Here is a 12,551-nt window from a genome sequence, read left to right as displayed (position 1 = left end):
ATGCGGATCTGATCGTGCCCGAGCCCGAGCGGACGTTGCGCGACGGAGCGATCGCGCCCTGGGCCAAGTCGACCTCGCCCTATTACAACCAGACGCTGGAAGCGCTCGGCAAACATTACGGCTTCAAGCTGGGCACGCGTTGGAACGATCTGTCCGACGAGGCCAAGGATGTCATCCTCAACGGCACTGACGACAAGATCGAATTCCATTACGCCGATGGCGCCCGCTCCTATACGACGCAGAAGAATTTCGAAGGCATCATCACCAACCTCGAGCGCCGCTGGAAGGAGACCGATTCCGCCTGGGCGCGCGAGGATATCGAGCGCTTCATGTCGGCCGCCCCCTGCCCTTCCTGCAATGGCTTCCGCCTGAAGCCGGAGGCCTTGGCGGTGAAGATCGACACGCTGCATATCGGCGAAGTGACTGGTATGTCGATCCGCGTCGCCCGTGACTGGTTCGAGACGCTGCCGGCAAGCTTCAACGCCAAGCAGAACGAGATCGCCGTGCGCATCCTCAAGGAAATCCGCGACCGGCTGCGCTTCCTCAACGACGTCGGCCTGGAATATCTCAGCCTGTCGCGCAATTCCGGCACGCTGTCGGGCGGCGAAAGCCAGCGCATCCGGCTTGCCTCGCAGATCGGCTCGGGGCTGACGGGCGTGCTTTACGTGCTCGACGAGCCGTCGATCGGCCTGCATCAGCGCGACAATGCCCGGCTGCTCGACACGCTGAAGCACCTGCGCGACATCGGCAACACCGTCATCGTCGTCGAACATGACGAAGATGCGATCCTGTCGGCCGACGACGTGGTCGATATCGGCCCGGCAGCCGGCATTCACGGCGGCCAGGTGATCGCCCATGGTACGCCGCAAGACATCATGGACAATCCGAACTCGCTGACCGGCAAATATCTCTCGGGCGAACTCGGCGTTCCGGTTCCCAACGAGCGCCGCAAGCAGAAGAAAGGCCGCGAGATCAAGGTGGTCGGCGCACGCGGCAACAATCTGAAGAACGTCACGGCGGCGATCCCGCTTGGGGTCTTCACGGCGGTGACCGGCGTTTCGGGCGGCGGCAAATCCACCTTCCTGATCGAGACGCTCTATAAATCGGCGGCAAGGCGCGTCATGGGCGCGCGTGAAAACCCGGCCGATCACGACCGCATCGACGGCTTCGAGCATATCGACAAGGTGATCGACATCGACCAATCACCGATCGGCCGCACGCCGCGCTCGAACCCGGCGACCTATACCGGCGCCTTCACGCCGATCCGAGATTGGTTCGCCGGCCTGCCGGAGGCGAAGGCCCGCGGCTACCAGCCGGGCCGCTTCTCCTTCAACGTCAAGGGCGGACGCTGCGAGGCCTGCCAGGGAGACGGCGTCATCAAGATCGAGATGCACTTCCTGCCCGACGTCTACGTCACCTGCGACGTCTGCCACGGCAAGCGCTATAACAGAGAGACGCTCGACGTCACCTTCAAACAGAGGTCTATCGCCGACGTGCTCGACATGACGGTGGAGGAAGGCGTCGATTTCTTCGCGGCGGTGCCTGCCGTGCGCGACAAGCTGCAATCGCTGAAGGATGTCGGCCTCGGTTATATCAAAGTCGGCCAGCAGGCGAATACGCTCTCGGGCGGCGAGGCGCAGCGCGTCAAGCTTGCCAAGGAACTGTCGAAACGCTCGACGGGACGCACGCTCTACATTCTCGACGAACCGACAACCGGCCTGCATTTCCACGACGTCGCCAAGCTGCTCGAAATGCTGCACGAACTGGTCAACCAGGGCAATTCGGTGGTGGTGATCGAACACAATCTCGAAGTCATCAAGACGGCCGACTGGGTGCTCGATTTCGGGCCCGAAGGCGGCGACGGCGGGGGCGAGATCGTCGCAACCGGCACGCCGGAAGCAATCGTCAAGGAAAAGCGGTCCTATACCGGACACTTCCTGAAGGAATTGCTGGAACGGCGCCCGGTGAAGAAAGCGGTTGCGGCGGAATGACGATGGGGCCAGCGTCGCCCGATGATCTGGAAACGATCGCGACGCTGACAACAGCCGCCTATCGGCCCTATACCGAGCTGTTCGGTGCTCCGCCGATCCCGGTGACGGAGGATTACGCGCCGCGGATCGAATGCGGCGAGGTCTGGCTGCGCGAGATCGGCTGGCAAACGGCCGGCCTCGTGGTCGTCGAGCAGCATTCCGATCACCTCATGCTGTTCAGCATCGCGGTCTCGCCGGCCTTTCAGGGTGCCGGACATGGGCTGGCAATGCTGCATTGGCTGGAGGGCAAGGCGCGGGAATTGGCCGTGCCGGAGATCCGGCTCTACACGAATGCGCGGATGGAGCGGAACATCGCGCTCTATAGCGCCTTCGGGTTTCAGGAAACGGGTCGCCGGCCGAACCCTTATCGGCCAGGATGGACACTCGTCGACATGACGAAAGAGATCAATGCGGCCTGAGCGGCTGCGAATGGGGAGGACGACATGACGAAATCCGGCACTATCCGCACCGGCATCGGCGGCTGGACCTTCGAGCCCTGGCGCGGGCATTTCTTTCCCGAGAGCCTGAAACAGAAGGACGAGCTGAATTATGCCAGCCGCCAGCTGAAGGTCATCGAGGTCAACGGCACCTATTACAGCACGCAGAAGCCCGCGGTCTTTGCCAAATGGGCGGCTGACGTGCCCGACGGTTTCATCTTTTCGCTGAAGGCGACGCGTTTCGTCACCAATCGTCGGGTGCTTGCCGAAGCCGGTGAATCGATGGAGCGGTTCCTGTCATCGGGCATCAACGAACTTGGCGATCATCTCGGGCCACTGCTCTGGCAGTTCGCGCCGACGAAGAGATTCGATCCGCAAGATTTCGAGGCCTTCCTGAAGCTGCTGCCGGCAAAACAGGACGGGCTGACGCTCCGCCACGTGGTTGAGGTGCGGCACAATTCCTTCAAGGTGCCGGAGTTCGTGGCGCTGCTTTCGAAATATGGCGTGGCGCCTGTTTGCGCCGAACATTTCGAATATCCGATGATCGCCGACGTCACGGCCGATTTCGTCTATGCGCGGCTGCAGAAGGGCTCGGACGATATTCCGACCTGCTATCCGGAAAAGGACCTGAAGGCTTGGGCTGACCGGCTGGAGACCTGGGCGGAGGGCAAGGTTCCTGATGACCTGCCGCTGATCGATGGAGATCGCAAAATGAAGGTCGAGCCGCGCGACGTCTTCGCCTTCATGATCCATGAGGGCAAGGTCAATGCGCCGCATGGGGCAATCGCCCTGCAGCAGGCGCTGGCGAAATAGGCGAGGCTGGATAGTCACAACAGGATCGTGACATTGTGGGTATCACATCGTCAGTCACGCGTTCCATGAGGCTGGATATGACGCTTTGCTCGTCGACGGACGACGGCTTTATTTTTTCCCGTCCGCCAGCGCCTCTTTCCGCCGGCGCGGCAGGAGCGATTTGAGGTACCGCCATATCGGCGAGACGGCGTAGCCTGCGACCGGAATTGCGATCAAGCCGGCGACGATACCGACGATGCCCGCGCCTGCGGCCTCGACGATCCAGCGCAGCACCGATGCCAGAACGGGAACTGCATGCGCCGTCGCCTCACCGGCATCATGGATCAAATGCGCAAGGCTGCTGATGCCATAGGCTTCGAGGCCATGAACGATGATGCCGCCGCCGACCCAGATCATGGCGGCCGTTCCGACGATGCCGAGCACTTTCAGAAAATAAGGCATGCCTGTGACAAGCCCCTTCCCGATCGAACGCAAGGCGGCGCCCATCGGAGATGCCGTCCGCAGACGCGCCAGCATCAGACCCAGATCATCGGCCTTCACGATAAGCGCCACGCCGCCATAGACCATGATCGTGATTCCCAGCCCAACGACGGCAAGGATGAGGGCCTGCGTGAACATGCTGCCTGACGGCACCGCGGCGAGCGTAATCGCCATGATTTCGGCCGACAGGATGAAATCCGTCTTGATTGCGCCGGCAACTTTCTCGTCTTCTAGCGATTTGGCATCGAGGCTTGTCGTCTCGAGCGCCGATTCATGGGCATGGGCTGCATGCGGCATCACCAGTTCGTAGACTTTTTCCACACCCTCGTAGCAGAGATAAAGCCCGCCGATCATCAGCAGCGGCGTGATCGCCTGCGGTGCGACAAGGCTCAGGATCAGTGCTGCCGGAAGCAGGATCAGAAGCTTGTTCTTCAGCGAGCCGAGCGTGATCTTGCCGATGATCGGCAATTCGCGTGCTGCCGAAAATCCGGTGACGTAGCGGGGTGTGACTGCCGCATCATCAATGACGACGCCAGCCGCTTTCGCGCCTGCCTTGGCAGCCTGGCCGGCAATATCGTCGAGCGACGCCGCAGCCACCTTGGCCAATGCCGCGATATCATCAAGAAGGGCGATCAGGCCAATACTCATTCGAGCCTCCGTCGAGAAGACAGACTTACGCAGTAAAAAACGGAAAGCCCGCCAACGAGACGTGGAATCCTCCGCCGGGAAGATGCCACGCAAGGAGCGCGACGACAATGGCCGTTATTCAGCCGGCATCGGGCTCAACCCGCCTCGTCCAACGGACGGATCTGCCGTTCCCGTTTCTGCGAGACCCCGCATTTACAATTGTAAAACAATCCCAGACTGCGCCACAGTCAGACATGTCGGATGACGGTCCAGATTCTGCGTTCAAGGTGCAGAAGGCCAACAGCGGGCAGGCGCTCTAAAGCGGCAATACCTCGGCTGCAAGCTCCTCTGCCGTCAGCCCCTTGCCGGCGCGTTGGCCAGCCTTGCCGTGCAGCCAGACGCCGGCAGCCGCGGCCTCGAAGGCCGGCAGGCCCTGGGCGAGCAAGCCGCCGATGATGCCGGCAAGCACGTCGCCGGAACCGGCGGTGGCAAGCCAGACGGGAGCGTTGGTATTGATGAGCGCACGGCCGTCTGGCGCGGCGATGACGGTATCGGCGCCTTTGTAGATAATCGCGGCATTGGCGCGGCGGGCGGCGGCCAAGGCCTTATCCACCTTGCCGAGCGCTTCGTCGCCGCCGATATCGGGAAAGAGCCGCGCGAATTCGCCTTCGTGCGGCGTCAGCACCAGACGCGGCTCACCCCGGAAAAGATTAAACAGCTGTTGCGGATCGTCCTTGAACGAGGAGATGCCATCGGCATCGAGCACCAGATGGCGATCAGCAAGGGCCGAGACGAAGCCACGCGCCCTGGCGCCAATGCCGAAACCCGGGCCGAGGACGAAGGTCTGCAGCCGCTTGTCGGAGAGCCAGTCGCCGAGGTCGGCCTCGTCGTCGATGGCATGCAGCATGACGGCGGTGAGATGCGCGGCATTGGCCGCCATCGCCGCGCGGGGGGCGGCGATCGTCACCAGGCCGGCGCCGGCCTTCAGGCCCGAGATCGCCGACATGCGCGCCGCACCCGTCTTGTCGGCCTCGCCTGAGAAGACGACCAGATGACCACGCTTGTATTTGTGGGTTTCCAGTTGCTCGGCCGGCAGCGCACTCTTCCAGGCATCCGGCGTGTTCTCGGCGATGAGACCGCCCGCCTCAGCCCTGATGATGCGGGCGGGAATGCCGATATCGAAGACCTCCAATTCACCGCAAAGCTCCCTGCCCGGCATCAGCAGATGGCCGGGCTTACGGGTCATGAAGGTGATGGTGTTGTGGGCTCGGAAGGCGGCACCCAGCACCTTGCCGTTGCGGCCATCAAGGCCGGAGGGCAGATCGATGGCGAGCACGGGAATATCGGCCTGCGTGACGCGGCCGATCAGCGCGCGCACATCGTCCGACACCGCGCGGCCAAGCCCCGCCCCGAACAGGCCATCGATGACGACGTCGCCGGTTTCGGGCCGATAGAGGTCGAGTTCCTGTCCCTTCAATTCGCAGCCGATGCGGGCGCGGGCGGCATCGCCCTTCAGCCTGGAGGGATCGCCGAGGTGGAAGAGCGCCACCCTCGCCCCGCTCTGCTGCAGATGACGTGCTGCGACATAGGCGTCGCCGCCGTTGTTGCCGGGTCCGCAAAGTGCGACGAAGCGCAACGCTCCGGGATGAAGGCGCAGAGCCGCGGCCGCAACTGCGGCGCCTGCCCTTTCCATCAGGGCGAAGGAATCGATGCCGGATGCGGCAGCGGCCGTATCGACGGCGGCCATTTCGGCCGGCGTGAGAAGAAGGTCGGACAGATGTTTGATCATCACCCTATTCAATCAAAAAACGCCTAAAAAACAACCGCCTGAAATACCAAAGAGAAGAACGCAATTTAAGCATTTGCCTATCTTTTCATCGCCTCGAGATGTGTATTCGCAGTTGCGAAAATACCTGACTTTTTCCGTTTCGGATGTGATTTTGATCGGAGACAATGTTTTTCCACCTGTTCCGCCACCAAAACCACATAGAATTCCCCGCAAACGCGCCGGTTTTGACAGAATCGGCGTCTTTTTTCGATAAGATGGATTTCAAACTGGCACGATATCTGCATCATATCCGGCGAGCGGGAAAATTCCTGCCATAACAGGAGAAGCGGAGAGACATTTTCTCATGAAAAAGATCGAAGCGATCATTAAGCCTTTCAAGCTGGACGAAGTGAAGGAAGCCCTTCAGGAAGTCGGTCTGCAGGGTATCACGGTCACGGAAGCCAAGGGTTTCGGCCGTCAGAAGGGCCACACGGAACTCTACCGCGGAGCCGAATACGTCGTCGATTTCCTGCCGAAGGTAAAAGTCGAGGTTGTACTGGCCGACGAGAATGCGGAAGCCGTCATCGAAGCGATCCGCAAGGCGGCGCAGACCGGCCGCATCGGCGACGGAAAGATCTTCGTCTCCAACGTCGAAGAGGTTATCCGCATCCGCACCGGCGAGACCGGCATTGATGCCATCTGACCACTTTGCCAATCGCGCAAAGTCCGTTACCGTCATCGCCGACCCACACCGTCATCGCAAATCGGAGGAAACTACTTAATGGCGACCGCAAGCGAAATTCTGAAGCAGATCAAGGAGAACGACGTAAAGTTCGTCGATCTGCGTTTCACCGACCCGAAGGGCAAGCTGCAGCATGTGACGATGGACGTTGTCTGCGTCGATGAGGACATGTTCGCTGACGGCGTGATGTTCGACGGCTCCTCGATCGGCGGCTGGAAGGCCATCAACGAGTCCGACATGGTGCTGATGCCCGACACCGAAACGGTGCATATGGACCCGTTCTTCGCCCAGTCGACCATGGTCATCGTCTGCGACATCCTCGATCCGGTCTCCGGCGAGGCCTATAACCGCGATCCGCGCGGCACCGCCAAGAAGGCCGAAGCCTACCTCAAGGCATCCGGCATCGGCGATACGGTTTTCGTCGGCCCGGAAGCCGAATTCTTCGTCTTCGACGACGTCAAGTACAAGGCCGATCCTTACAATACCGGCTTCAAGCTCGATTCGACCGAACTGCCGTCGAACGACGACACCGATTACGAGACCGGCAACCTCGGCCATCGCCCGCGCGTCAAGGGCGGCTACTTCCCGGTTCCCCCCGTCGACAGCGCCCAGGACATGCGTTCGGAAATGCTGACGGTGCTCTCCGAGATGGGCGTCGTCGTCGAAAAGCATCACCATGAAGTCGCGGCCGCCCAGCACGAACTCGGTATCAAGTTCGATACGCTGGTGCGCAACGCCGACAAGATGCAGATCTACAAATACGTCGTGCACCAGGTGGCCAATGCCTATGGCAAGACGGCGACCTTCATGCCGAAGCCGATCTTCGGCGACAACGGCTCGGGCATGCACGTGCACCAGTCGATCTGGAAGGGCGGCAAGCCGACCTTTGCCGGCGACGAATATGCCGGTCTTTCCGAGAGCTGCCTGTTTTATATCGGCGGCATCATCAAGCATGCCAAGGCGATCAACGCTTTCACCAATCCGTCGACGAACTCCTACAAGCGTCTCGTCCCGGGTTATGAAGCGCCTGTGCTGCTTGCCTATTCGGCCCGCAACCGCTCGGCCTCCTGCCGCATTCCGTTCGGCTCCAACCCGAAGGCCAAGCGAGTCGAAGTCCGCTTCCCGGATCCGACCGCCAACCCCTATCTTGCCTTCGCCGCCATGCTGATGGCCGGCCTCGACGGCATCAAGAACAAGATCCATCCCGGCAAGGCCATGGACAAGGATCTCTACGATCTGCCGCCGAAGGAATTGAAGAAGATCCCGACCGTCTGCGGCAGCCTGCGCGAAGCACTCGAAAGCCTCGACAAGGACCGCAAGTTCCTGACGGCCGGCGGCGTCTTCGACGACGATCAGATCGATGCCTTCATCGAGCTGAAGATGGCTGAGGTGATGCGTTTCGAAATGACGCCGCATCCGGTCGAATACGACATGTACTATTCGGCCTAATCGGGCCCTGAACACAGAAGGTCCCGGCCCGCCGGGGCTTTCGCCTCCCAGGTCATGGACGCCACTACAGCGTCGCGCGTCTTTCAGACGCGCAAAGGACGCTGTAGAACTTGGAGTGCTGCATAATTTTGTCCTTAAATCGATTTCGATTTAAGGAATTATGCAGAAGGAGGATATGACGTTCATGTGACGAACTCGTGCAAAAATCTTGATTTGCGCGACACCAATCACCAAATTCGGTGATGAAAGGAAGTCGTACCATGAAAGAAAGAGTAGCAAAGTTCAGTATCGGCGAAGTGGTTCGGCACAAGGTATTTCCGTTTCGCGGTGTCATCTTCGACGTTGATCCGGAGTTCGCGAATACGGAGGAATGGTGGAATTCCATTCCCGCCGAGGTGCGCCCGAGCAGGGACCAGCCCTTCTATCACCTGCTCGCTGAAAACGACGAAAGCGAATATGTCGCTTATGTCTCCGAGCAGAACCTGATGAACGACGAAAGCGGCACGCCGCTTCGCAACCCACAGATCTACCAGATTTTCGATCAGGCCCCGTCAGGGCAGTTCAAACCCAAGATGAGCTTCGCCCACTAACTCACTCGTGCCGATCGTTGAATCAAGGCCTCGCTTCTCCCGGCGAGGCCTTTTCTTTGCGCAACAAAAAACCCGGCATGAAGCCGGGTTTCTGTTTCAAAGAAGGTGACAGGATTACTGCGCCTTGGCTGCCTTCTGGGCGTCTTCCAGCTTCTTGCGGGCTTCTTCGGCCTTTTTCTGCATGCCTTCCTGCAGGCTGCGCTGGCTTTCAACGAGCTTGGATTCGGAAACCGGTTCGCCGTCATAAGCACCGGTGAAGCCTTCAAGCGAAATCTTGATCGGGTTCGGAGCGCGGCGGAAATTGATCGAGGTAAAGATCACGTCGCTGCCCTTCTTGAGGCTGGCGATCATCGCGTCGGTCAGCGGGATTTCAGCCGTGCACTTGTCCGGCAGGCAGACGGCGTAGTCGAGCTTCTGGCCCTTACCGCCGTCGATCTGCATGAGGACGCCTGGAGGGACGAGGCGTGCCGTGGGAACCGAGACCTGCAGGAGCTTGCGGTTGATCTTGCCGGAAACCGAGATCAGGCCGACGGCCGTGACGAGCTGGCCGCCATTGGCGAGGATCAGGTTCTGGACAACACAGATGTCGTTGTCTTCCTGCTTGCTGCAGGTCTTGTACCAGCCGAGCTTCGGCGCTCCTGCGGCCTGTGCCGGGGCATCGGCCGGAGCCTGTGCCGCCGCATCCTGCGCGAAGGAGGAGACCGGAGCCGAAGCGCCGAACACCACTGCCAGAACGGACAGCGCTGCCCGCATTTTCTTTTCAGACTTGAACATCATAACGAATTCCGTCTCCTGATATCCGTTCGGGGCAGCGGTTTGCCGCCCCAACCATCGGGTCGTTCGGCACTCCACCTCTTAAAAAAATAAGGCAAATGCATGACCCCGAAACTTCGGGTTCACCTGTTACATCGCAGCGTCCAAGATATCCAGCATTTCTTTGGCAATTTGAGGTGCATTTCGTCGCGATGCCAAAGAAATCGCCGTTCTGTGTTGGAATCGATCGACCCCATGATAATCTTTGCCGTGAATCATGCCCGTTTTCACGGATCAAGGATTGCCGAATGCTCAGGATCGTCGTCCCCCTCGTCCTCTCGCTGCTGTGCGGCACCGTCGCCGCCGAGCCGCTGCATGGCATCGCGATGCACGGGGAGCCTGCCCTGCCGGCTGATTACAAACACTTCCCTTACGTCAATCCCGACGTGAAAAAGGGCGGCAAGATCACCTATGGCGTCGTCGGCACTTTCGACAGCCTCAATCCGTTCATCCTGAAGAGCATGCGCACGACGGCGCGCGGCATGTGGGATCCGGATTATGGCAATCTCGTCTACGAATCGCTGATGCAGCGCTCCAGGGACGAGCCCTTCACGCTCTACGGCCTGCTTGCCGAGACGGTCGAATGGGATGACGACCGGAGCTTCATTCAGTTCAACCTCAATCCGAAGGCGAAATGGGCCGATGGCCAGCCGGTGACGCCTGAGGATGTGATGTTCACCTTCGAGCTGATGCGCGACAAGGGCCGCGTGCCCTTCGCCAACCGCCTCAACGTCGTCGCCAAGATGGAGAAGGTCGGCGAGCACAGCGTGCGCTTCACCTTCAACGAAAAGGCCGACCGCGAAACGCCGTTGATCTTCGGCCTTTTCCCGGTGCTGCCGAAACATGCGATCGATCCGGCAACCTTCGACCGTTCCTCGCTGACGCCGCCGGTCGGGTCCGGTCCCTACAAGGTGAAGACGGTGAAGCCCGGCGAGAGCATCACCTATGAGCGCGATCCGAACTATTGGGGCAAGGACATTCCCGCCAAGGTCGGCACCGACAATTACGACCAGATCACCGTCCAGTATTTCCTGCAGGATGCGACGCTGTTCGAGGCCTTCAAGAAGGGCGATGTCGACATCTATCCGGACGGCAATCCCGGTCATTGGGCCAATGCCTATAATTTCCCCGCCGTTACCTCGGGGGCCGTGGTCAAGGACGTGTTCACGCCGAAACTGCCGAGCGGCATGCTCGGCTTCGTGTTCAACACGCGCCGGCCGATCTTTGCCAATCTCAAGGTGCGCGAAGGCCTGTCGATGGTGTTCGATTTCGAGTGGGCGAACAAGAACCTCTATTCCGGCGCCTACAAGCGCACGCAGAGCTTCTGGCAGAATTCCGAGCTTTCGAGTTTCGGCGTCCCCGCCAATGCGGCCGAGCTTGCCCTGCTCGGGCCGATCAAGGACAAAATTGCGCCGGAGATTCTCGACGGCACCTACAAGCTGCTGGTCACCGACGGCTCCGGCCGCGACCGCAATGTGCTGAAACAGGGCGTCGCGCTGCTGAAACAGGGTGGTTATACGATCCAGGGCGGCAAGATGCTCGATGCCTCCGGCCGCCAACTCGCCTTCGAGATCATGACGCAGAATGCCGACCAGGAGAAGCTCGCTGTCGCCTATCAGCGTTCGCTGCAGACCATCGGCATTGCCGCTTCGATCCGCACGGTCGATGATTCGCAGTATCAGAGCCGGACGAACAGCTTCGACTACGACATGATCATGAAGTCCTACACGTCCTCGCTTTCCCCTGGAAACGAACAGCTCGGCCGCTGGTCTTCGGCAGCGAAGACCCGCGAGGGCAGCGACAGCTTCGCAGGCGCTGACGACGCCGATCTCGATGCGTTGATCGATCACCTGCTCCGGGCGCGCTCGGCCGAGGATTTCACAGCAGCGGTGCGCTCTTACGACCGGCTGCTGCTGTCCAGCCATTACGTGCTGCCGCTCTATCATATGGGTCAGCAATGGGTGGCGCGCAGCAAGCGTATCGGCCATCCAGACACTGTGCCGCTCTACGGCTACCAGCTGCCGCTATGGTGGGATACGAGCGCCCAATAAGAAGCAGCCGAACCACCCCGGCTTACATGTCTCCTTGGGAGACGCACAGAATAAGGAAAATCATCATGGAGCGTATCACCATCGACGTCGTCTCGGATGTCGTCTGCCCCTGGTGCTATCTCGGCAAGGCACGGCTGGAGCTCGCCATCGCCGAGGTGCAGGACGTAATCGGCGTCGACATCAACTGGCGGCCGTACCGGCTCAATCCCGACTATCCCAAGGAAGGCGTCGACCAGAAGAAGGCGCTGGCTGAGAAGCTCGGCGGCGAGGAGCGCGTGGCGCAGGCGCACAAGATGCTCACCGATTACGGCCGCGAAGTCGGCATCGCCTTCAATTTCGAAGCGATCAAGATCGGCCCGAACACGCTCGACGCGCATCGACTGATCCACTGGGCGATGATCGAAGGCCGCGAGAAGCAGGACAAGGTCGTTGCCGCGCTGTTCAAGGCGAATTTCGAGGAAGGCCGCAATGTCGGCGACCACGCGGTACTGCTCGATATCGCCGACAAGGCCGGCCTTGATCGCTCGGTCATCGCCTCGCTGCTTGCCTCCGATGCCGATCGGGATCTGATCGTCGCCGAGATCACCGCGGCGCAGGAGATGGGCGTCAACGGCGTGCCGTTCTTCATCTTCGACCAGCAATATGCCGTCAGCGGCGCACAAACGCCGGAAGTGCTGGCCAATGCATTGCGCGATATCGCCAAGGCGAAAGCCGAGGCGCGATCAGGCATGAACTGACGCCGACGGCTCCA

The 12,551-nt window shown here is 60.5% G+C and carries 11 protein-coding genes; 8 read left to right on the top strand and 3 right to left on the bottom strand.

Features of this window, described 5'->3' with window-relative positions:
* The 3 genes from uvrA to AC1ECN_RS20210 form a co-directional block, all read left to right on the top strand.
* The coding region (gene uvrA, locus AC1ECN_RS20220; protein WP_477953915.1) for an excinuclease ABC subunit UvrA at nt 1-1,991 on the top strand (1,991 nt) is incomplete at its 5' end.
* Entirely contained in the window at nt 1,988-2,449 is a 462-nt protein-coding gene (locus AC1ECN_RS20215; RefSeq protein WP_130672584.1) for a GNAT family N-acetyltransferase, read from the top strand. The genes uvrA and AC1ECN_RS20215, both read left to right, overlap by 4 nt.
* A 24-nt stretch (nt 2,450-2,473) precedes the next feature.
* Entirely contained in the window at nt 2,474-3,280 is an 807-nt protein-coding gene (locus AC1ECN_RS20210; protein WP_130672583.1) for a DUF72 domain-containing protein, read from the top strand.
* 108 nt (nt 3,281-3,388) lie between these two features.
* Here AC1ECN_RS20210 and AC1ECN_RS20205 read toward each other — a convergent pair whose 3' ends face one another.
* Nucleotides 3,389-4,408, bottom strand: a complete 1,020-nt coding sequence (locus tag AC1ECN_RS20205; protein ID WP_018494642.1) for a DUF808 domain-containing protein — start codon at nt 4,406-4,408, stop codon at nt 3,389-3,391.
* 295 nt (nt 4,409-4,703) lie between these two features.
* Nucleotides 4,704-6,176: an NAD(P)H-hydrate dehydratase gene (locus AC1ECN_RS20200; protein WP_130672582.1), complete on the bottom strand. Its 1,473-nt coding sequence runs from the start codon at nt 6,174-6,176 to the stop codon at nt 4,704-4,706.
* A 343-nt stretch (nt 6,177-6,519) separates the two neighbouring features.
* Between AC1ECN_RS20200 and AC1ECN_RS20195 the strand changes: the two genes are divergently transcribed.
* The 3 genes from AC1ECN_RS20195 to hspQ all read left to right on the top strand — a co-directional run bounded on the left by AC1ECN_RS20195 (nt 6,520) and on the right by hspQ (nt 8,936).
* On the top strand, nt 6,520-6,858 hold the full coding sequence (locus AC1ECN_RS20195) for a P-II family nitrogen regulator (RefSeq protein WP_015339877.1): 339 nt from the start codon (nt 6,520-6,522) through the stop codon (nt 6,856-6,858).
* A gap of 78 nt (nt 6,859-6,936) precedes the next feature.
* Nucleotides 6,937-8,346: a type I glutamate--ammonia ligase gene (glnA, locus tag AC1ECN_RS20190; protein WP_011651961.1), complete on the top strand. Its 1,410-nt coding sequence runs from the start codon at nt 6,937-6,939 to the stop codon at nt 8,344-8,346.
* Nucleotides 8,347-8,606: 260 nt separating this feature from the next.
* Nucleotides 8,607-8,936, top strand: a complete 330-nt coding sequence (gene hspQ / locus AC1ECN_RS20185; RefSeq protein ID WP_003539613.1) for a heat shock protein HspQ — start codon at nt 8,607-8,609, stop codon at nt 8,934-8,936.
* Nucleotides 8,937-9,050: 114 nt separating this feature from the next.
* Here the strand turns inward: hspQ and AC1ECN_RS20180 are convergent, their stop codons facing one another.
* On the bottom strand, nt 9,051-9,713 hold the full coding sequence (locus AC1ECN_RS20180) for an invasion associated locus B family protein (RefSeq protein WP_024321978.1): 663 nt from the start codon (nt 9,711-9,713) through the stop codon (nt 9,051-9,053).
* A 284-nt stretch (nt 9,714-9,997) separates the two neighbouring features.
* On the opposite strand from AC1ECN_RS20180, the gene AC1ECN_RS20175 reads away from it, so the two are divergent.
* Nucleotides 9,998-11,800, top strand: a complete 1,803-nt coding sequence (locus AC1ECN_RS20175) for an extracellular solute-binding protein (protein WP_130672581.1) — start codon at nt 9,998-10,000, stop codon at nt 11,798-11,800.
* 65 nt (nt 11,801-11,865) lie between these two features.
* Nucleotides 11,866-12,537 carry a DsbA family oxidoreductase gene (locus AC1ECN_RS20170; RefSeq protein WP_130672580.1) on the top strand — a complete coding sequence of 224 codons (672 nt, stop codon included), beginning with the start codon at nt 11,866-11,868 and terminating at the stop codon, nt 12,535-12,537.
* Nucleotides 12,538-12,551: the final 14 nt, after the last annotated feature.

Source organism: Rhizobium sp. 01N447_2 (assembly GCF_056399245.1).
Note: the sequence above shows the minus strand (reverse complement) of the source record. Positions and strands in the feature narration are given on the sequence as shown.

What these genes read in the sequence shown, in the direction of transcription:
- AC1ECN_RS20215 (WP_130672584.1), top strand. Translation starts at nt 1,988, where the DNA reads ATGACGATGGGGCCAGCGTCGCCCGATGATCTGGAAACGATCGCGACG.
- AC1ECN_RS20210 (WP_130672583.1), top strand. Translation starts at nt 2,474, where the DNA reads ATGACGAAATCCGGCACTATCCGCACCGGCATCGGCGGCTGGACCTTC.
- AC1ECN_RS20205 (WP_018494642.1), bottom strand. Translation starts at nt 4,408, where the DNA reads ATGAGTATTGGCCTGATCGCCCTTCTTGATGATATCGCGGCATTGGCC.
- AC1ECN_RS20200 (WP_130672582.1), bottom strand. Translation starts at nt 6,176, where the DNA reads ATGATCAAACATCTGTCCGACCTTCTTCTCACGCCGGCCGAAATGGCC.
- AC1ECN_RS20195 (WP_015339877.1), top strand. Translation starts at nt 6,520, where the DNA reads ATGAAAAAGATCGAAGCGATCATTAAGCCTTTCAAGCTGGACGAAGTG.
- glnA (WP_011651961.1), top strand. Translation starts at nt 6,937, where the DNA reads ATGGCGACCGCAAGCGAAATTCTGAAGCAGATCAAGGAGAACGACGTA.
- hspQ (WP_003539613.1), top strand. Translation starts at nt 8,607, where the DNA reads ATGAAAGAAAGAGTAGCAAAGTTCAGTATCGGCGAAGTGGTTCGGCAC.
- AC1ECN_RS20180 (WP_024321978.1), bottom strand. Translation starts at nt 9,713, where the DNA reads ATGATGTTCAAGTCTGAAAAGAAAATGCGGGCAGCGCTGTCCGTTCTG.
- AC1ECN_RS20175 (WP_130672581.1), top strand. Translation starts at nt 9,998, where the DNA reads ATGCTCAGGATCGTCGTCCCCCTCGTCCTCTCGCTGCTGTGCGGCACC.
- AC1ECN_RS20170 (WP_130672580.1), top strand. Translation starts at nt 11,866, where the DNA reads ATGGAGCGTATCACCATCGACGTCGTCTCGGATGTCGTCTGCCCCTGG.